Below are 18,151 nucleotides of genomic sequence, written 5' to 3' on the forward strand. Positions count from 1 at the left end.
CAATGGGTTTCAGTTTCGAGGACATGGTGGTCGGCACGAGCGTGGAAGTCGGCAAGCACACGTTCACGCGTGAAGAGATTGTGGACTTTGCGCAAAAGTACGATCCGCAACCGTTTCATCTGGACGAAGCCGCTGCCGCCCAGTCGCCGTTCCGCGGTCTGGTGGCGAGCGGCTGGCACACCTGTTCGGTGATGATGGGCATGCTGGTGCGTAACACGCTGGCAGGTTCCACGTCGATGGGCTCGCCCGGCATCGACGATATCCGCTGGTTGAAGCCGGTGCGCGTAGGCGACACGATCACGATGAAGAACGTCGTGCTCGACAAACGCGTGTCTGAGAGCAAGCCGGATCGCGGCATCGTGTCGACGCAGTGGGAAGGCATCAACCAGCATGGTGAAACGGTGATCACGGTGCGTTCGAAGGGTTTGTTCGGACTGCGCAATCCGGGAGCCGCATCATGACGGTCGGCGCGGCGCCTGCCGCGACGTTCGGCGATGCCGCGGCACTGCGGGAACTGATCGGCGCCGAGCCGCTCGTCAGCGAATGGTTGACCGTCGATCAGGCGAGCGTCGATCGCTTCGCGGAGGCCACCGGCGATCATCAGTGGATTCACGTCGATCCGGAACGGGCGCGGCGTGAGTCGCCGTTCGGCGGTCCGGTCGCCCATGGTTTCCTGACGTTATCGTTGATCCCGGCGTTGCTGGGCAAGACGGTCGCACTGCGACAGCGTATGGGTGTGAACTACGGATTGAATCGCGTGCGGTTCACGTCGCCGGTGCCGGTCGGCTCGTCATTGCGGGCGAAATTCGCGGTCGACTCCGTCAGCGAGGTCGACAATGCCGGCGTGCAAGTGGTGTGGAATGTGACGCTGGAACGGCAGGACAGTGAGCGGCCGGTGTGTGTCGCGGAGTTCATCACGCGGCACTACTTCTAACGCGGGCAAGTTCGGTGTGATTTTCAGGCACTGACCCTGGCGTTGACGCTGAAACCAGTGCGAGCGCGAAGGCAAAAAAACGCGGGCGGCATTCATGCCGACCCGCGTTTTTTTATACACCTGCAGCCGTAGCCGTCGCCACAATTACAATCACATCACAGCCACCGCAACCGCACCACGGCAAACCTACCGCTTCGCATACTGTGTCGCGCCGAACAGCATTTCCTTCGCCTTCTCGTCCATGACCGGCTGGCGTATCGAAGCCAGCACTTCCACACCGCGCACCACCGCCGGACGTGCGGCAATCTCTTCATGCCAGCGCTTCACATTAGGAACGGCATCCAGATCGACGCCCTGGTTTTTCCATGAGCGCGTCCACGGAAACGCCGCGATGTCCGCGATCGTGTAGTCGTTGCCGGCAAGGTACTGCGTCTTGCCGAGTTGCGCGTCCATCACACCGTACAGACGCCGCGTCTCGTTCGTGTAGCGATTGATCGCGTATTCGATCGGCTCCGGCGCGTAGATGCGGAAGTGGTGCGTTTGCCCGAGCATCGGACCCAGGCCGCCCATCTGGAACATCAGCCACTGCAATACCGAATAGCGCGCGGCCGGATCGGTCGGCAGGAACTTGCCGGTCTTCTCGGCGAGATAGATCAGGATCGCGCCCGACTCGAACAACGCGAACGGTTGGCCGTCGGCGCCTTTAGGACCTTCGGAATCGACGATCGCCGGGATTTTGTTGTTCGGGCTGATGGCGAGGAATTCGGGTTTGAACTGATCGCCCGTGCCGATATTCACGGCGTGCGCGGCGTAGTCGAGGCCCGTCTCCTCGAGCATGATGTGGACCTTGTGGCCGTTCGGGGTTGCCCAGCTATAGACGTCGATCATCGTGGCTCCGTTGTTTCGTGAAAGCGGCGCCACGTAGGGCGCCGCTGTTGACGAAAATTAGAGCATAGATCGCACGATGCTGCTGGCGGCGTCGCGGATCGTTACGATGCCGAAAGCCGTGCTCGGATCAAACTTAAGCTCAGCCTCAACCTCAAGCACGTTCAAACGCGCGTAACCGGCATTTCCACGCGAGCCGCCGCGCCGGCATCCATATGCCGCGCCAGTTCGAGTTTGGCGATCGCGTTGCGGTGCACTTCGTCGGGACCATCGGCGAAACGCAGCGTCCGCGCGGACGCATACGCGTAAGCCAGCGGAAAATCGTCGCTGACGCCGCCGCCGCCGTGCGCCTGAATGGCCCAGTCGATCACCTGGCACGCCATGTTCGGCGCCACCACCTTGATCATCGCAATCTCGCCGCGCGCGCCCTTGTTGCCGACCGTGTCCATCATGTACGCGGTCTTCAGCGTGAGCAGCCGTGCCTGTTCGATCATGCAGCGCGCCTCGGCCATACGCTCCTGGGTGACGCCTTGAGCGGCAACCGGTTTGCCGAACGCCACGCGTTGCATTGAACGCTTCGCCATCAGTTCGAGCGCACGTTCGGCGAGGCCGATCAAACGCATGCAGTGGTGAATCCGTCCCGGTCCGAGGCGGCCCTGCGCGATCTCGAAACCGCGGCCTTCGCCGAGCAGCATATTGGTCACCGGCACGCGCACGTTTTCCAGCGTGATTTCCATGTGGCCGTGCGGCGCGTCGTCGTAACCGAATACGGTCAGCGGACGATGCACGGTGATGCCGGTCGCCTCGGCGGGCACCAGAATCATGGACTGCTGTTGATGGCGCGGCGCGTCGGGATCGGTCTTGCCCATGACGATATAGACCTTGCAGCGCGGATCGCCCGCACCGGACGACCACCACTTGTGGCCGTTGATCACGTAGTAATCGCCGTCGCGCACGATGCTGGTCTGGATATTGGTCGCATCCGACGACGCCACTTCCGGCTCCGTCATCAGAAACGCCGATCGTATCTGCCCTTGCAGCAGCGGTTCGAGCCATTCGCGCTTGTTGTCCTCGCTGCCGTAGCGCTCGATCGTTTCCATGTTGCCGGTGTCGGGCGCGTTGCAGTTGAACACTTCCGGCGCCCAGGGCACGCGGCCCATGATTTCGCACAGCGGCGCGTATTCGAGATTCGTCAACCCGGCGCCGCGCACGGATTCAGGCAGGAACAGATTCCACAAGCCGGCGTCGCGCGCCTTCACTTTCAGTTGTTCGATCAGTTCGGTGGGCAGCCACGCGTTGCCGTTATGGCGATTGCGCGCGATCTCCGCATAGAACGCCTGTTCGTTCGGATAAATGTGCGCGTCGAAGAAGGCGAGCAGTTTCTCGCGCAACGCCTGAACCTTCGGGGTGTAATCGAAATTCATGTAGGACCTCGCGGATAAAACGGGTAACGGACGATTGGGCTCGTTGCGTTCAACGCACCTTCTGCGCGTAGCGCCAGGCGAGTTCCGCCATGGGTTTCGCGCGGCTGCCGGCATCGAGCGCCTGAGCGCTGGCCGCGGTGCCGTCGACCACGCGCTTCATGATTCCTTGCAGGATCGCGGCGATGCGGAACATGTTGTACGCCAGGTAGAAGTTCCAGTCGCCGTGAATCTCGAGGCCGGTGCGCTTGCAATAACGCTCGACGTATTCGGCCTCATCGGGAATGCCGAGCGCGGCCCAATCGAGCCCCGCGATGCCGCGGAATTGCGTCGGATCGACATGCCACGCCATGCAGTGATAGGCGAAGTCGGCGAGCGGATCGCCGAGCGTCGACAATTCCCAGTCGAGCACCGCGAGCACTTTCGGCTCGCTCGGGTGGAAGATCAGATTGTCGAGTCGATAGTCGCCATGCACGATCGAGGCGCGCTCGCCGGTTTCCGCCGGCATATGCTGCGGCAGCCAGTCGATCAGCCGCTGCATCGCGTCGATCGGCTCGGTTTCGGACGCAAGGTACTGCTTGCTCCAGCGGCCGATCTGGCGGGCGAAATAATTGCCCGGTTTGCCGTAGTCGGCGAGACCGACGGCGGTGACGTCGACGCTGTGCAGCGCCGCGATCACGCGATTCATTTCGTCGTAAATCGCCGTGCGTTCGGTAGTCGCCATGCCGGGCAAAGACTGATCCCACAGCACGCGGCCCTCGACAAACTCCATCACGTAAAACGCGCGGCCGATCACGCTTTCGTCCTCGCACAGGGCCAGCATGCTGGCGACCGGCACGTCGGTGCCGGCCAGCGCGTGCATCACACGGTATTCACGTTCCACGGCATGCGCGGACGGCAGCAGCTTCGCGGCCGGCCCGGGCTTGGCGCGCATCACGTAGGAGCGTGACGGCGTGACCAGTTTGAAGGTGGGATTGGACTGTCCGCCGGCGAACTGCTCCAGCGTGAGCGGCCCGGCAAAACCGTCGACATGCTGGGTCAGCCACGCCGCGAGTGCTTCGCTGTCGAAGCGTTGCCGATCATTGACCGGGCGCGTGCCTTCGAAAGCCGAATAATCCGGTTTGTGTTCTGGTTCGCCGCTCTGTGTGGCTTGCACCATGTGTCTCCTCCAGTTCGGGTTCAGCTACGCTTGTATTGAATGAATTGTGCGTAGAGCATTTCCATCGTCGTATTGCGGACGTCGCGATGCAGCGGCGACGGCGGTGAATAATTGACTGTGCGCAGCACCCAGTCGCGCGGCGCGACGCCCACGTCGAGCGCATTGATGCAGCCGGTGGCTTGTGCGAGATGGCCGAAGAACGTGCGGCCTCCCGCCGTGATCGCGTGCGACAGGATCGCGCGATTCACGCCGCCGTGCAGAACCAGCAGCACGGTGTCCCACGAGGTGTCCGCGCGCAATGCGTCGATAGCCGGCAACACGCGATCGAACAAGGCCCCGATCGTCTCGCCGTCGAGAAAGCGCGTGCTTTCCGGCACGATGCCATCGAACACGCCGAGAAACGCGGCTTCGATATCCTGCGGCGGAATGTTGCTGAGCTTGCCGCCGCGAATCTCCTGCCATGCCGGTTCGACTTCGAGTTCGATCGGCTGACCTGTTTCCGCCAGTACCCGCTGGGCGGTTTCGACAGTACGCGGCAGGCCGCTCACGATCACCCGGTCAAAACGAACCTGCTGTTCGGCGAACACGCGGCCCGCCGCGCTAGCCTGCTCGCGGCCGTTGGCATTCAGCGGCACGGTGTCGGGATCGATCGCGCGGCCGGAATCGTCGAAGTAGGTGACGTCGCCGTGACGCATCAGGAAGATGCGGCGGCGCTTGGGCAATTGATAGTCGGGCATGGTCCCTTCGTTCATTTGTAAACCGGCGCGCGCTTTTCGAGGAACGCGGAAATGCCTTCAAGGCCGTCGCGGTGATGCAGCGACGCGACAAAGCTGTCGCGCTCGGCGACCAGATGGTCGGCCAGCGGTTGTGCGCCGGCCGCGCCGATCAACCCTTTGATGCGCGCGATCGAGTTGGGCGAAATCTTGCCGAGTTCGTCGGCCCATGCCACCGCGGCATCGCGCACGGCGCCGGTTTTGGCCAGCTTGTTGACGACCCCGAGTTCGTGCAAACGCGTGGCGCCGATCGGTTTACCTTCGATCAGTACTTCAGTGGCCAGTTGACGCGGTAAAGCCTGGGCGAGGAACCATGAGCCGCCGCCGTCGGGCGTCAGGCCGACGCGCGCGTAGGACATGACGAACTTGGCGTCGTCGGCGGCGACGATCAGGTCGCACGCAAGCGCGAGCGAGAAGCCGGCGCCGGCCGCCGCGCCGTCGACGGCGGCGATCACCGGTTTCGACGAGAGTCGCAGCGCCGAAATCCATTCGCCCAGCAGATCAATGCTTTCAGCTTGCACGGACGGATCTTTCGCGCGGTTTTCCAGCAGGCGGTTCAGATTGCCGCCCGCGCAAAAGAAGTTGTCGGCGCCGGTGATTACCACGGCGCGGATCGACGGATCGCGTTCCGCCGAATCGAGCGCTTCGATGCCGGCTGCGTACATGTCCGGATGCAGCGCGTTGCGCGCGCCGGGGTTCGACAGTGTGAGGACCAGCGTCGATTCGCTTTCGGTCGGGCGCGAGGTCAGCAGTTCGGCGCTCATTGTTGGGTCTCCGGTTGCGTTTCAGGTTGGATGTCGGCGGCGTCGCGTTGCGTCAGCGACAGGCCCAGTTGCGCGCGCCGCGCCAGCCACGGCGACGGACGATAGCGCGGGTCGCCGAGCACGCTGAACATGTTGCGCAAGATGGTGAGGATCGTGCTCGAGCCGAGCGCATCGCCCAGCGCGAGCGGGCCGCGCGGGTAGCCCAGGCCGAGCGTCACCGCGAGATCGATATCGTCGGGCGTGGCGATCTGCTTCTGCGCGATATCGCAGCCGATGTTGACGATCGTCGCTACCACGCGCTGTGCGACGAAGCCGGTCGAGTCGCGAATCACGGTGACCGGCACGCCGTCGGCGGCGAACAGAGCATGGGCGGTGTCACGCGCGGCGCGCGTGGTGGCGGGCGTGGTCATCAGCGTGCGACGTTGCGCGGCGACGAGCGGGAAGAGGACGTCGATCGCGACGACGCGGCTGGCGTCGAGCGCTTCGTCGACCGCGGCCGTGGTCGCGTCGTGACCGAACGGCGTGACCACGATCAACGAGTCCGCGGCGGGCGTCGCGTTTTCGTCGAGTGTCACGCCGGCCTGGGCGATCAGTTGAACGACGGCTTCATGCGCTTGCGGATAGCGCTTGCTGACCCACGCGCTGGCCGGCAACGTGGACGGTGCGGGCGCTTCGGCTGGCACCTGCTTCTTGCCGTCTTCGTAACGGTAAAACCCTTCGCCGGTCTTGCGGCCGATCAGTCCGCCCGCGAGTCGCGTGCCCGTGATCGGCGACGGCGTGAAGCGCGGCTCTTCATAGAACTGATGGTAGATCGACTCCATCACCGGATGCGACACGTCCAGCGCGGTCAGATCGAGCAACTCGAACGGCCCGAGCCGGAAGCCGGCCTGCTCGCGCATGATGCGGTCGATGTCGGCAAAGCTCGCGACACCTTCGCCCGCCACGCGCAAGCCTTCGGTATTCATACCGCGGCCCGCGTGATTGACGATGAAGCCCGGCATGTCTTTCGCGCGCACGGGCGTATGACCCATGCGACGGGCGAGATCCATCAGCGCGTCACCGGCGGCGGGGTCGCCGCGCAGACCGTCGATCACTTCGACGACTTTCATGAGCGGGACAGGATTGAAGAAGTGGTAGCCGACCACGCGCGACGGAGCGGTACACGTGGCGGCGATCGCGGTGATCGACAGCGACGACGTATTCGACGCTAGCACGCAGCGGCCGCTGACCACCGTCTCGAGTTCGCGGAACAGCGCCTGCTTCACGTCGAGCTTCTCGACGATCGCTTCGACGACCAGGTCGCAGCCGGCGAGGTCGCCAATGGCTTGCGCGCCGCTCACGTTCGCCAGCGCGGCGAGCGAGCGGGCCTGATCGAGCTTGCCTTTGGCCGTCAATTTGGCGAAAGTCTCGGCGAGGTAATCGCGCGCGGCGCCAATCGCGGCAGGATTGGTGTCGTACAGACGTACCGTGAGGCCCGCCAGCGCGGCAATCTGTGCGATGCCGCGCCCCATTGCTCCGGTTCCGACAATGCCGATAGTCTCGATACTGAAATTGCGAGAGGTCATTGTGATGCTCGACTCCATGGTTATTTTAGAATAGCACGATCGTGCAATTTATCGATGATTGTTCGAAGGCCGCGGCTCTGACATCGACATCGATGCTGATGCGTCGATGCACGGTCGCACCCACCCAAAAGAAAGGAGACACCCGATGATCAAGCTGTGCGGTTTCGCGCTCTCTAACTATTACAACAAAGTGAAGTTCGTGCTCCTCGAACACGGCATTCCGTTCGAGGAAGTGTTCGTGATGCCGAGCCAGGACGAGGCCGTGCTGGAGCATTCGCCGCTCGGCAAGGTGCCGTATCTGCAGACCGAAGACGGCGACCTGTGCGAGTCGCAATGCATCGTGGAGTATCTGGCCGCGCGCTTTCCCGACAAGGCGATTTTCTCCGCCGATCCCTGGGAGGCGGCCAAGGAGCGCGAGCTGATCATGTTCGTCGACGTGCATCTCGAGTTGACCGCGCGCAATCTCTACAAAGAGGCGTTCTTCGGCGGCACGGTGACGGACGCCACCAAAGGGCGTGTCGAGAAATTGCTGGCGCATCACATTACCGGCTTCAAACGGATCGCGAAGTTCGGGCCGTACCTGGCCGGCGAGCTTTTCAGCGTTGCCGACGCGGCGGGTTTCGTGAGCTTGCCGCTGGTGGGCATGGCGACGCAAACCATTTACGGCCGCGATTTGCTGCTCGATGCGGGCGTCGACTGGAAAAGTTATGTGAAGGCGATCAATGCGCGGCCGGCCGCACAACGCATCACCGAGGACCGCAAGGCGTATGTCGCGGCGTCGCGCCCGGCTTGATGAGAGGTGCCGCGGCTGATTCGAGTTGGACGCGGTATCGTGCCGGTTGAGCGTGCGACGGCGTGCCATGCACGCCGTCCAGGCCGCGGCGCGCGATAGCGGGGAACGTGGTGTCGTTCGCAGCATCGCGCGGGGCGTCCTAGAGCCGCGCCAGCCGCTCGAGCGCGGTGGCGAGGGTGCTCTCCTGCTTGGCGAAGCAGAAGCGCACCACGCCCGATTCGTGCGCCTCGTGATAGAACGCCGAGACCGGTATGGCCGCGACGCCGATCTCGCCGGTCAGCCATTGGGCGAACTCGGCTTCGGGCAAGTTGCTGATGGCCGAATAGTCGACGCACTGGAAGTACGTGCCCGTACACGGCAGCAGCTTGAAGCGTGAATTCGCGAGACCCGCGCGGAAGAAGTCGCGCTTCTGCTGATAAAACGCGGGCAGGTCGAGATACGGCGCCGGGTCTTTCATGTAGTCGGCGAGGCCGATCTGCATCGGCGTATTGACCGTGAACACGTTGAACTGATGCACTTTGCGGAACTCGGCCATGAGCGCGGCCGGCGCGGCTACGTAGCCGACTTTCCAGCCCGTCACGTGGTAGGTCTTGCCGAAACTCGACACCACGAAACTGCGCTGCGCCAGTTCCGGATAACGGGCCATGCTTTCGTGCGGCGCGCCGTCGAACACCATGTGTTCGTAGACTTCGTCGGAGAGGATCAGCACGTTGGTGCCGCGCACGATCTCTTCGAGCTTGCGCATATCTTGCTCGCGCCAGACCGTGCCGGTCGGATTGTGCGGCGTGTTGATCAGCAGTAGCCGCGTTTTCGGCGTGATCGCGGCGGCGAGCTTGTCGAACGGAATCGCGTAGTCGGGCGCCTCGAGCGTGACGAAAACCGGCTTGCCGCCGGCCAGTTCGATGGACGGCACGTAGCTGTCGTAATTCGGTTCGATCACGATCACTTCGTCGCCGGGGTGGACGGTGCACAGAATCGCGGTCAGCAACGCCTGCGTGGCGCCCGCGGTCACGGTGATCTCCGTGTTGGCGTCGTAGCGGCGGCCATACAGCGTGGCGATCTTGTCCGAAATCGCCTGACGCAGCGGCGCCGCGCCGGCCATGGGCGGGTACTGATTGTGACCGTCGCGCATGGCGTTCGAGACCGCGTCGATAATGCGCGGATCGCAGCCGAAATCGGGAAAGCCCTGGCCCAGATTCACCGCGCCTTTTTCGGCGGCGAGCGCGCTCATCACGGTGAAAATCGTCGTGCCGACATTCGGCAGTCGGGACGGAAACGAAGGACTCGTGGGCGTGTCGTGCGGTGCATTCATGGCGCTGTCCGGAGCGTTGTGGGGTGTGTAAGCGGGTGAGCCGAAACGGCGATGGCGTCGACGAACGGCGCGGGCTGCGCGATCTGGAAACCGAAATCGCGGGCGATCCGTTTCGCGAGTTTCAACACCGCGCGGTCCTTCGAAACAAGCCAGTCGGCCTGCGCGGCATGGGCGAGTTCGAGAAACTTCTGATCGTCGCGGTCTTTGCATTTGGGCAAAGGCCTGGCGTCTTCGGCCGGCGCGGCGGTTTCGACCCGCTGCGAAAGCTGCGCGACGACCGCGAGCGCGGCGGCTTTGTCCACATTTCGATGCACGAATTGCGGATAGTCGAGCACATAGGCGAGTTCGGCGAGGCAACGCGCGTCGATCAGCGCGACCAGCGTGCCGCTTTCGAGCGCGGCGCGGATGGGCCGCGTATGCGGGTCGTCGAACACGAGAATATCGATCCACACATTGGAATCGAGGACGACGCGCAAAGCGCCGTGTGAGGCATGGGAACCGGGCATTCGTTACAATCTGGCTTTCGTCTTTGACCGCCAGGCACGGCGTGCCTGCAAGCCTCTATGATAATCGTTCTGTCGCCGGCGAAATCGCTCGACTACGAAACCCCACCGCACGTCAAAAAGCACACCATCCCCGATTTTGTCGACGACGCGGCCGAATTGATCGGCGGATTGCGTCGTTTGTCGCCGCAGCAGATCGCTTCATTGATGGACATTTCGGATCAGCTCGCGCATCTGAACTTCCAGCGTTACGCGGATTGGTCGCCGAAGTTCGATACGCATAACGCCAAGCAGGCGGTACTCGCGTTCAATGGCGACGTGTACGAAGGCTTCAACGCGAAGACCTTGTCGTCGGCCGATCTGGACTATGCGCAGAGCCACGTGCGGGTGCTCTCGGGTCTTTACGGTCTGCTGCGGCCGCTCGATCTGCTGCAGCCGTACCGGCTCGAAATGGGGACGCGCTTCGCCAATCCGCGTGGCAAGGATCTGTACGCGTTCTGGGGCGAGCGGATCACGCAGGCCCTGAACGCGCAGTTGAAGAAGAACGCGGCGGCGTCCCGGGTGCTGGTGAATTGCGCATCGGGCGAATATTTCAAATCGGTCAAGCCGAAGTTGCTCGACGCACCGGTCGTCACGCCCGTTTTCGAAGACTGGAAAGGCGGCCGCTACAAGATCATCAGCTTCCATGCAAAGCGCGCGCGCGGCTTGATGGCGCGCTATGCGGTGGAAAACCGTCTCGACAAGCCTGAACAGCTCAAGGCGTTCGACTCCGAAGGTTATGCGTTCGACGCCGCGGCATCGAACGATTCCACTTACGTATTCCGCCGCCGCGTCGCTGAATAAGCGTTGAAGCGTTTCGCGGTGCAACCCGCAGGGAAGAACACCATGACCTTATCCATCACGAGTAACTTCGACGCCGGCGCGATCGAAGTCCTGTCCTGCGAAGACGCGGGCAACATCCGTCTGCGCGTGCGGCCGGACAGCCACGCCGAGTTCGCGCAGTGGTTTTACTTCCGTTTGTCCGGCGCGGCGGGCGAGCGCTGCGTGATGACGTTCGAGAATGCCGCCGCCTGCGCGTTCGCCGAAGGTTGGCGCGACTATCAGGCGGTCGCGAGCTATGATCGGGTGAACTGGTTTCGCGTACCGACCTCGTACGACGGCCGCGTGCTGACGATCGATCACACGCCGGATTTCGAGCGCATCTATTACGCGTATTTCGAGCCGTACAGCGAGGAGCGTCATTCGGAGTTTCTCGGCGCGGTGCAGCAGTTGCCGCAGGCCACGCTGACCGAACTGGGCACGACCGTCGAAGGCCGTCCCATGTCGCTGCTCACGCTCGGCACGCCGGAAACCGGCGACACACCGAAGAAGAAAATCTGGCTGATCGCGCGCCAGCATCCGGGCGAGACGATGGCCGAATGGTTTATCGAAGGTCTCGTGAAGCGGCTCGCGGGCTGGGGCGACTGGGCGGGTGATCCGGTCGCGCGCAAGCTCTACGATCACGCGGTGTTTTATATCGTGCCGAACATGAATCCGGACGGCAGCGTGCGCGGCAATCTGCGCACCAACGCGACCGGCGCGAATCTGAATCGCGAATGGATGGAGCCGGACGCCGCGCGCAGCCCTGAAGTGCTGGTGGTGCGCGACGCGATTCACGCCGTGGGTTGCGACCTGTTCTTCGATATTCACGGCGACGAGGCGCTGCCCTATGTGTTCGTGGCCGGCTCCGAAATGCTGCCGGGCTTTACCGAACGGCAGGGCGAGGAGCAGAAGGCGTTTATCGAAGCGTTCAAGCAGGCGAGCCCGGACTTCCAGGACAAGTATGGTTACGCCGCGAGCAAGTATCGCGAGGACGCGTTGAAGCTGGCGTCGAAGTACATCGGCAACGAATTCGGCTGCCTGTCGTTGACGCTGGAAATGCCGTTCAAGGACAACGCCAATCTGCCCGATGAGCGGGTCGGCTGGAACGGCGATCGTAGCGCGTCGCTCGGCGCGGCCATGCTGCAGGCGATTTTGCGGCATGTGGAGACGTTTGCGTAAAGCGGGCGCTGCATAGAAAAAAGAGGCACACGGTGACGTGTGCCTCTTTTTTTTGCGGGGAGCGTTGTGTGAGTGCGGGCTTATGGCTCTTCGCCCATGGCTCGCCAAGTCTGTGCCGGTGATCGTACTACCGCTATTGAGCCTTCTTCTTCGCCGTGGTCTTTTTCGCGGTCGATTTGCTCGAAGACTTGCTCGACGTCGACTTTGACGATTTGCCCGAGCTGGTCCTGGACGACTTCGTCGTCGCTTTCTTCGTGCTCTTGCCGCTTGCCGAGTGCTTGCCCTTGACGCTCTTATGCTTGCCCGCCACGGCGCGCGACCCCGACGGCTCACCGCTGCGCGCGCGGGCTGGCGGCACCGGATCGTTCCAGCTGAACGCCAGCATCTGGACGCCGACATAGCCGCAGCGGAATTTCAGATCGGCCGGATCGCCGCCCCCGCCTTGAGGAATGCCGAGCCCTTCGACGATGACGATGTTGTCGACCTTGACGCGCTGCTTGCCCTCGTCGAACGAATCGTTCCAGGGCGTGACCGACGCGTGCGCGCTGTCGAAAGAACTGGGGGGAAACTCGACGTGGTCGAAAGCGGTCGAGGTGCTGGCGACAAAATTGCCATGAGCGGCGCAGTCCGCGACGAGCGGGTCCGCATGCATGTCATTGACAAATTTGTTGACGAGGTCGTTGTGCTGTTCGAGTTGATCGGCGAATGCGGGGGCGCTACACATGAGCGAGAGACTCGCTGCAAGTGTCGCCAACCGGCCGACCAGCCGCAGCAATCGGCGCGGGACGTTGGTGCGATCCATCTAGTTCGTTAGACGCTAATGTGACATGAGGCACGTAAGATGCCTCGCGATAGGGTGGAGTTCAATCCTGGCACAAATATTTTGTCCTGTCGTGGTGTGCGCAATTGAGGCGGATCGAGACGGCCGCGTGGCCGATCGCCGCGAATGCGCATTCCATGCAGAGCCTGAGTCAGGTGCGTGGTCCGCCCAGTCGATATCTCCGGACGTCGTAAGTGGTGACCCAGGCGGGACGGTAGACCGCGATCAGCGCTGTCGACATGCCCGTGAACCAGGCCTCGCCGGTAGCGAGTAGCAGCACGCTGAACGCGTAGCCGGCAGGCATTACGGTCATCGAGCCATCGGCGAGCGTGATGTGAATGCCGAGCGCGGCGGCGGCCGTGAGCGACACGGCGATGGCCGGCGAGACGAAGCCCTGGCCGAAGATGAACATGAAGAGGTTGCGCGGCAGCCAGGCGATGCTGGCGCGCTGGACCAGCGTCGAGATGCCGACCGGCAATGCGCCATACACGAGGAACGTCAGCGCGATACCTTGCCACGGCGCGTCGAAAACGACGGCGGCAAGACCCGTGACCACCGCCATGGCGATCAGTGCCAGCGCCCAGTCGAAGAGCGTGACGACCAGCGTGGCGCCGAGCAGATGCATCACGGTGCCGTCGTCGAGCCACGCATTACTTGCCCACAGCACCGACACTGCGACGATGATCGCAAGCCAGACATGCTGCAAGGTGCCGTCCTGAAGTCGTTTGAAAGGATTTTTCCACAGCGCGAGCGCGACCACTATCGCAGTGGCGATCCAGCCACCGACAGCGACCCAGAACGGAAGCGGTGTGTAGAGGAAACCCATGTGTCTCATATTACTCGTTGGACGAGAAAAGGTGTGAGCGGATTCCATGCCAGCGGGCATGGACGCCGTCACAACCTGCGCGCCCGGCGTCTGGCGCATTCATTTGGAGCTGTTATGCCGCGCCTGGCGGAGGCGGTTCCAATGACGGGCCGGTGGGCAATGCGTCGCCATAGGGCGGGCTCGGTTCGGCGGCCATGGCGAGCGGAGCCGTCGTGTCACTGACTGGCAACGGATATTGAAAGCGCTTGCGCAACCGGCGCCGCAATGGCACGACGTTGCTTTGTCCCATGATCGGGCGCGCGGTGCCGTCGCCGCCAATGCGCAGCACTTGCAAATGGTTCGATAGCCAGCCGTTGTAAAGCGCGACCGCCGCCGCGCGATTGGGTGCGCCAAGTTGCTGGAATATGCTGGTCAGGTGAATCTTGACGGTGCCTTCGCTGATGCCGAGGGTGCGCGCAATCATCTTATTGGTGCTGCCCATATGGACGCAGCGCATGATCTGCTCCTGGCGGGGCGAGAGCACACTGGCCAATTTGCCGCGGCGCGGCGGCGGCGTTTTTTCGTCGAATGGGCGGATGGCAATGTCCGGCGGCAGCGGTGGATTGAGCGCCAGCGCGCCGGGCGGCACGTAGTGACCGCCCAGCAGCACCATTTCGAATGCGCGCACGATCAGGCAAGGATCGGTTTCGCGTGAGACCACACCGAGTACGCCCTCGTCCATGAGCGCTCGCACATGGATGGGGGAGATCTGGTCGGTGAGCACGGCGATGCGCAGGTCGGGGTAATCGCTGAGCAGATGGCGGGTATCCGCCACCGACATCCAGTCCTGCCAGTCGATCACGAGCAGATCGGGCCACTGACGCTTGAGCGTGCGTTCAACCTGGCGCCAGTCTTGTGCTTCGTTGAAGCGTGCCAGCCGGTCGATTTGCCGCAGTAGTACTTTGAGCCCATCACGCCGTTCCGCGTCTGAGTTGAGTATCGAGAATCGCATGCATGTCTCCAGATGAATCGGGCGAGGTGGCGCGATGCGCGCACCCGGCAAACGCGTCGAGTGCAGTGCGATGCGTCGCCGTTCCTATGATGACAAATTCCCTTCAATTTGACGGCCTGTCCAAAAGGCATAGGAGGAATGACGTAAAAAAGCCTGGCGTAAAAAAAGCCCCGCGTGTGGCGGGGCTTTTTTATCTCGGCGGCGGCGCGCGTTGGCGGTCGTCGCGCCGATGCTCAATGGAAATGCGGTTGGGCGGGCTCCGCGTCTTCCGGCATCTCGGCGTGGACGATTTCGCCGAGCGGATCCGCATAGAGCGGTACGCCGCAGTCGTCGCAATATTCAGGCTCGAAGCGGCCCGCATGACGACGCACGTCGGTCACGCCGGTATCTTTGAGCAGCGCGACGATTTCTTCGAGCGGATCGTCTGATGCGGCGACTTCCTGCGGTTCCTCGTCGATACCCGGCTCGCTGTTCTCGCGGCCGTACAGCGGCCAGACGACGCCGTAGATCACGTCGTTGCTGCCGCGGCGCGTGAAACCGACACGGTATTCGTCGATGCGGCGTTCACCGAAGCCGGCGACCACCGCGCGCAATTCTTGCGGCGCCGCGCCGATCGTGTCGAACAGGTAGCGCACGGCGGTGCGCACCGTGTGAGGACGCACGCGTTCGTCGGCGTCGCGGCAAGCCGAGTAATAGGCATCCGGCAGCAGGCATTCGAACTCGCAGCCCGGCAGCACCAGCGACAGATTGGCGCCGCCTTGCGTGGTCCATTGTTCGAGGCACTGGCCGCGTTCGATCCGGCTGCCGTGCTCTTCTTCCTGCCAGCGGAAGGTCGGCTCGCCCACCGGCGCCGCCACCACTGCCAGCAGGAAACGCGGGTCGGCCAGAATCGGCGAGGTTTCCGGCAGTTCGCCGAAATTGAGTTTGGCGTTGCCGCCGGCCATTGCTGCCTGCGTAAGCTGCTGGGCGATACGCCATGTCTCGACGTGGTGACGCGGCAACTGATCGATGCTGTACAGGAACGGCGCCATGGCCACGCGCGTATTGGCCGCCAGCACGTGAGCTTGCAGATGCGCGCGAAGCGCGTCGGCCGCGTCGGTCTTGAGCGGGCCCGACGGAATCATGTAGCGGGTCCAGGCGAGCACGGGCGCCGCGATCAGCAGCGCTTCATAAGGCACGCCCTCATGCTCGACGATGAACGACTCGCTGTGAGTTTCCGCCATGTCGGCGAGCGCGCCGTACGCATCGGGATGATTCTGCTGCAGATGATCGAGCGCGGCGTCCAGCGTGGTCTGGTTGGCATTGCGGACGATCTTGGTCAGCAGCGTGTCGAGTTTCGCTTCCCAGAAGCGGTCTTCGGTTCGGCTGCCCGACGCGAAAAGCGCGAGCGAGAGACCGACGAGCTTGTCGGCATCGGGGGGGAGACGTTTGGCGATTCGCGAGCGCATAAATCCGGAAGTTGGGGTGCACAGAACCTTATATTCTAGTCTTTTATCCGCCGCCATATTATTTGGCCGCTTACGCCGGGTGGATTAAGACATTTCTGCGCGGAGATTTCGGTTTTCCTACATGGCGCGAGGCCGCGTTATCTGCCGACCTGGCCGGATGATATAAGACGCCCCCGGAGGCTTGACTCGCTTCTATACTGACCGCTTTCAGAGATCGTCTGACAAGTGTGTGTCCACTCGCCGCCGTGGCCTGGCGCAACAGGAGATTCATCGTGAAATCGGACCAACTGATCGAACGTCTTGCCGCGGTATTCGCATTGATCATTCTGGTGGGCGGCTCGCTGCTGGTACTCGCGCCTTTTACGACCGCGCTGCTGTGGGGCGCCATTCTCAGCTATAGCTCATGGGGCCTGTATCGGCGGCTGACCGCGGCTGTGGGCGGCCGACGCAAATGGGCCGCCACTTTGATCGTGATCATCATTCTGGTCGTGGTGCTTGGGCCGTTCGTCTATGCGGGTTTTGCGTTTGGCGCGCATGTTCATGAAATCGTCGCGCTGGTGCAGAGGCTCTTTGAGGCCGGGTTGCCGGATCTGCCTCCGTGGGTGGGCGGTATTCCCCTGATTGGCTCGAGCATCGAGACCTTCTGGGAGCATCTGACCAGCGGGAATTCAGAGTTGATCGCGCAATTGCATTCGCTCGCGGCGCCCGCAGGCAAGTGGATCCTTGCGGCAGCGCTTGCGGTTACGCACGGTCTGGGGTTGTTGGCGTTGAGTATCGTGCTCGCTTTCTTCTTCTATACCGGAGGGGAGGGCGCTGCCGCCTGGTTGAATGCGGGTATGCGGCGGATCGCGGGCGAACGCGCTGATTATTTGCTGGCATTGGCAGGCAGCACCGTGAAGGGCGTGGTGTATGGGATTCTCGGCACGGCGCTCGTGCAAGGGATTCTGGCCGGATTCGGTTGCTGGATCTCTGGTGTGCCGGCGCCGGCGCTGCTCGGGCTGGCTACCTTTTTCCTGTCCGTGATACCGGGTGGTCCGGTGGTCGTGTGGTTGCCCGCGGCGATCTGGCTGTACCACGGCGGCTCGACCGGGTGGGCGATCTTTCTGGTCGTGTGGGGCGTACTGGTTGTGGGTATGTCCGACAACGTCATCAAGCCGATCCTGATCGGCAAGAACAGCGACATGCCGTTGATTCTGGTGATGCTGGGTATCCTGGGCGGCGCGTTTGCGTTCGGTTTCCTGGGTGTTTTCATCGGGCCGACGTTGCTTGCGGTTGCCTATACCGTGCTGCATGACTGGACGATCGGCGCACCGGGCGCACGCGCCCTTGCGCCTGATCTAAAAGTGCCGGTTGTCGACGAGTCGGCGCGAGTGGAAAAGGCGCCTTGAATAAATTCCAGATAACGCTTGCAAGGCCCTGCGTGGGTCGCTAGAATCTCGCTCTTTCGTGCTTCGGACACCGGGGCACGGGAGGCGGGAGAGCCAGCAATGGCAAGGGTTTCAGCGAAGTGAACGGGTTGAGAACGTTATAAAAACCTGTTGACGACGTAGCGAAAGTTCTTCATAATCTCGTTTCTCTGCTGCAGATGCAGCGACGCAGAACGAAGCGGTGCCGGGTAGTTGTGATGTTGACGACACGTGGTGCTGGTTTGGTAGTGAATGCGTAATCGATCTTTAAAAATTAACAGCCGATAAGTGTGGGCGCTTGATGCGAGACGCGAGGCGGATCTTTCGGGATCTGCCGCAAAGCGAAAGTATCAAGTCTCACACAGTAATGAAAGGAAGGTTTGACTGTCGAAAGACGATCGAACAATTCGTCAGTACGTTGAGTGAGCGACCGGTTCTTAACGGAACCGAAAAACAGTAACAGGTTTGAACTGAAGAGTTTGATCCTGGCTCAGATTGAACGCTGGCGGCA

Annotated in this window: 18 protein-coding genes; 6 read left to right on the forward strand and 12 right to left on the reverse strand. The window is 62.5% G+C overall.

Annotation, left to right across the window (positions count from 1 at the left end; translation table 11 throughout):
* Positions 1 to 2 precede the first annotated feature (2 nt).
* Both HWY05_RS28945 and HWY05_RS28950 read left to right on the forward strand, forming a co-directional pair.
* On the forward strand, positions 3 to 461 hold the full coding sequence (locus HWY05_RS28945) for a MaoC family dehydratase (protein WP_035551738.1): 459 nt from the start codon (positions 3 to 5) through the stop codon (positions 459 to 461).
* A complete protein-coding gene (locus tag HWY05_RS28950) occupies positions 458 to 934 on the forward strand; it encodes a MaoC family dehydratase (RefSeq protein ID WP_035551736.1) in 477 nt (158 codons plus the stop codon). Before HWY05_RS28945 ends, HWY05_RS28950 begins: the two co-directional genes overlap by 4 nt.
* 186 nt (positions 935 to 1,120) lie before the next feature.
* On the opposite strand, the gene HWY05_RS28955 is transcribed toward HWY05_RS28950, so the two are convergent.
* From HWY05_RS28955 to HWY05_RS28980, 6 genes are all read right to left on the reverse strand, one after another.
* The gene (locus tag HWY05_RS28955; RefSeq protein ID WP_176060466.1) at positions 1,121 to 1,822 is read right to left on the reverse strand and encodes a glutathione binding-like protein; all 702 of its coding nucleotides are present in this window, start codon (positions 1,820 to 1,822) and stop codon (positions 1,121 to 1,123) included.
* Positions 1,823 to 1,983: 161 nt separating this feature from the next.
* Positions 1,984 to 3,243, reverse strand: a complete 1,260-nt coding sequence (locus HWY05_RS28960; RefSeq protein WP_035551733.1) for an acyl-CoA dehydrogenase family protein — start codon at positions 3,241 to 3,243, stop codon at positions 1,984 to 1,986.
* Positions 3,244 to 3,292: 49 nt separating this feature from the next.
* The gene (locus HWY05_RS28965; RefSeq protein WP_176060467.1) at positions 3,293 to 4,399 is read right to left on the reverse strand and encodes a phosphotransferase; all 1,107 of its coding nucleotides are present in this window, start codon (positions 4,397 to 4,399) and stop codon (positions 3,293 to 3,295) included.
* Between the two features lie 20 nt (positions 4,400 to 4,419).
* Complete coding sequence (locus HWY05_RS28970; RefSeq protein ID WP_035562046.1) at positions 4,420 to 5,136, reverse strand: histidine phosphatase family protein; 717 nt, start codon at positions 5,134 to 5,136, stop codon at positions 4,420 to 4,422.
* An 11-nt stretch (positions 5,137 to 5,147) separates the two neighbouring features.
* Positions 5,148 to 5,936, reverse strand: coding sequence for an enoyl-CoA hydratase (locus tag HWY05_RS28975; RefSeq protein WP_176060468.1), 789 nt, complete (start codon positions 5,934 to 5,936; stop codon positions 5,148 to 5,150).
* A complete protein-coding gene (locus HWY05_RS28980; protein ID WP_176060469.1) occupies positions 5,933 to 7,501 on the reverse strand; it encodes a 3-hydroxyacyl-CoA dehydrogenase in 1,569 nt (522 codons plus the stop codon). The genes HWY05_RS28975 and HWY05_RS28980 overlap by 4 nt, the downstream gene beginning before the upstream one ends.
* A 145-nt stretch (positions 7,502 to 7,646) precedes the next feature.
* Here HWY05_RS28980 and HWY05_RS28985 point away from each other — a divergent pair, with 145 nt between their 5' ends.
* A complete protein-coding gene (locus HWY05_RS28985) occupies positions 7,647 to 8,294 on the forward strand; it encodes a glutathione S-transferase (RefSeq protein ID WP_176060470.1) in 648 nt (215 codons plus the stop codon).
* Between the two features lie 139 nt (positions 8,295 to 8,433).
* On the opposite strand, the gene HWY05_RS28990 is transcribed toward HWY05_RS28985, so the two are convergent.
* Together HWY05_RS28990 and HWY05_RS28995 are read right to left on the reverse strand one after the other, a co-directional pair.
* Entirely contained in the window at positions 8,434 to 9,606 is a 1,173-nt protein-coding gene (locus HWY05_RS28990) for a pyridoxal phosphate-dependent aminotransferase (RefSeq protein WP_035551706.1), read from the reverse strand.
* On the reverse strand, positions 9,603 to 10,112 hold the full coding sequence (locus HWY05_RS28995) for a putative toxin-antitoxin system toxin component, PIN family (RefSeq protein ID WP_176060471.1): 510 nt from the start codon (positions 10,110 to 10,112) through the stop codon (positions 9,603 to 9,605). Before HWY05_RS28995 ends, HWY05_RS28990 begins: the two co-directional genes overlap by 4 nt.
* Positions 10,113 to 10,169: 57 nt before the next feature.
* On the opposite strand from HWY05_RS28995, the gene yaaA reads away from it, so the two are divergent.
* Positions 10,170 to 10,952: a peroxide stress protein YaaA gene (gene yaaA / locus HWY05_RS29000; RefSeq protein WP_176060472.1), complete on the forward strand. Its 783-nt coding sequence runs from the start codon at positions 10,170 to 10,172 to the stop codon at positions 10,950 to 10,952.
* A 42-nt stretch (positions 10,953 to 10,994) separates the two neighbouring features.
* Entirely contained in the window at positions 10,995 to 12,149 is a 1,155-nt protein-coding gene (locus HWY05_RS29005; RefSeq protein WP_176060473.1) for a carboxypeptidase family protein, read from the forward strand.
* A 133-nt stretch (positions 12,150 to 12,282) separates the two neighbouring features.
* Here the strand turns inward: HWY05_RS29005 and HWY05_RS29010 are convergent, their stop codons facing one another.
* From HWY05_RS29010 to HWY05_RS29025, 4 genes are all read right to left on the reverse strand, one after another.
* On the reverse strand, positions 12,283 to 12,951 hold the full coding sequence (locus HWY05_RS29010) for a hypothetical protein (protein WP_176060474.1): 669 nt from the start codon (positions 12,949 to 12,951) through the stop codon (positions 12,283 to 12,285).
* Positions 12,952 to 13,120: 169 nt separating this feature from the next.
* Positions 13,121 to 13,795: an energy-coupling factor ABC transporter permease gene (locus tag HWY05_RS29015; protein WP_035551688.1), complete on the reverse strand. Its 675-nt coding sequence runs from the start codon at positions 13,793 to 13,795 to the stop codon at positions 13,121 to 13,123.
* A gap of 112 nt (positions 13,796 to 13,907) precedes the next feature.
* Positions 13,908 to 14,786 carry a response regulator transcription factor gene (locus HWY05_RS29020; RefSeq protein WP_035551686.1) on the reverse strand — a complete coding sequence of 293 codons (879 nt, stop codon included), beginning with the start codon at positions 14,784 to 14,786 and terminating at the stop codon, positions 13,908 to 13,910.
* Between the two features lie 233 nt (positions 14,787 to 15,019).
* Complete coding sequence (locus HWY05_RS29025; RefSeq protein ID WP_035551684.1) at positions 15,020 to 16,234, reverse strand: DUF2863 family protein; 1,215 nt, start codon at positions 16,232 to 16,234, stop codon at positions 15,020 to 15,022.
* Between the two features lie 272 nt (positions 16,235 to 16,506).
* Between HWY05_RS29025 and HWY05_RS29030 the strand changes: the two genes are divergently transcribed.
* Positions 16,507 to 17,622, forward strand: a complete 1,116-nt coding sequence (locus HWY05_RS29030; protein WP_081935905.1) for an AI-2E family transporter — start codon at positions 16,507 to 16,509, stop codon at positions 17,620 to 17,622.
* Positions 17,623 to 18,151 lie beyond the last annotated feature (529 nt).

This window comes from Paraburkholderia sp. BCC1876, from assembly GCF_902833695.1.
Taxonomy (GTDB): domain Bacteria; phylum Pseudomonadota; class Gammaproteobacteria; order Burkholderiales; family Burkholderiaceae; genus Paraburkholderia.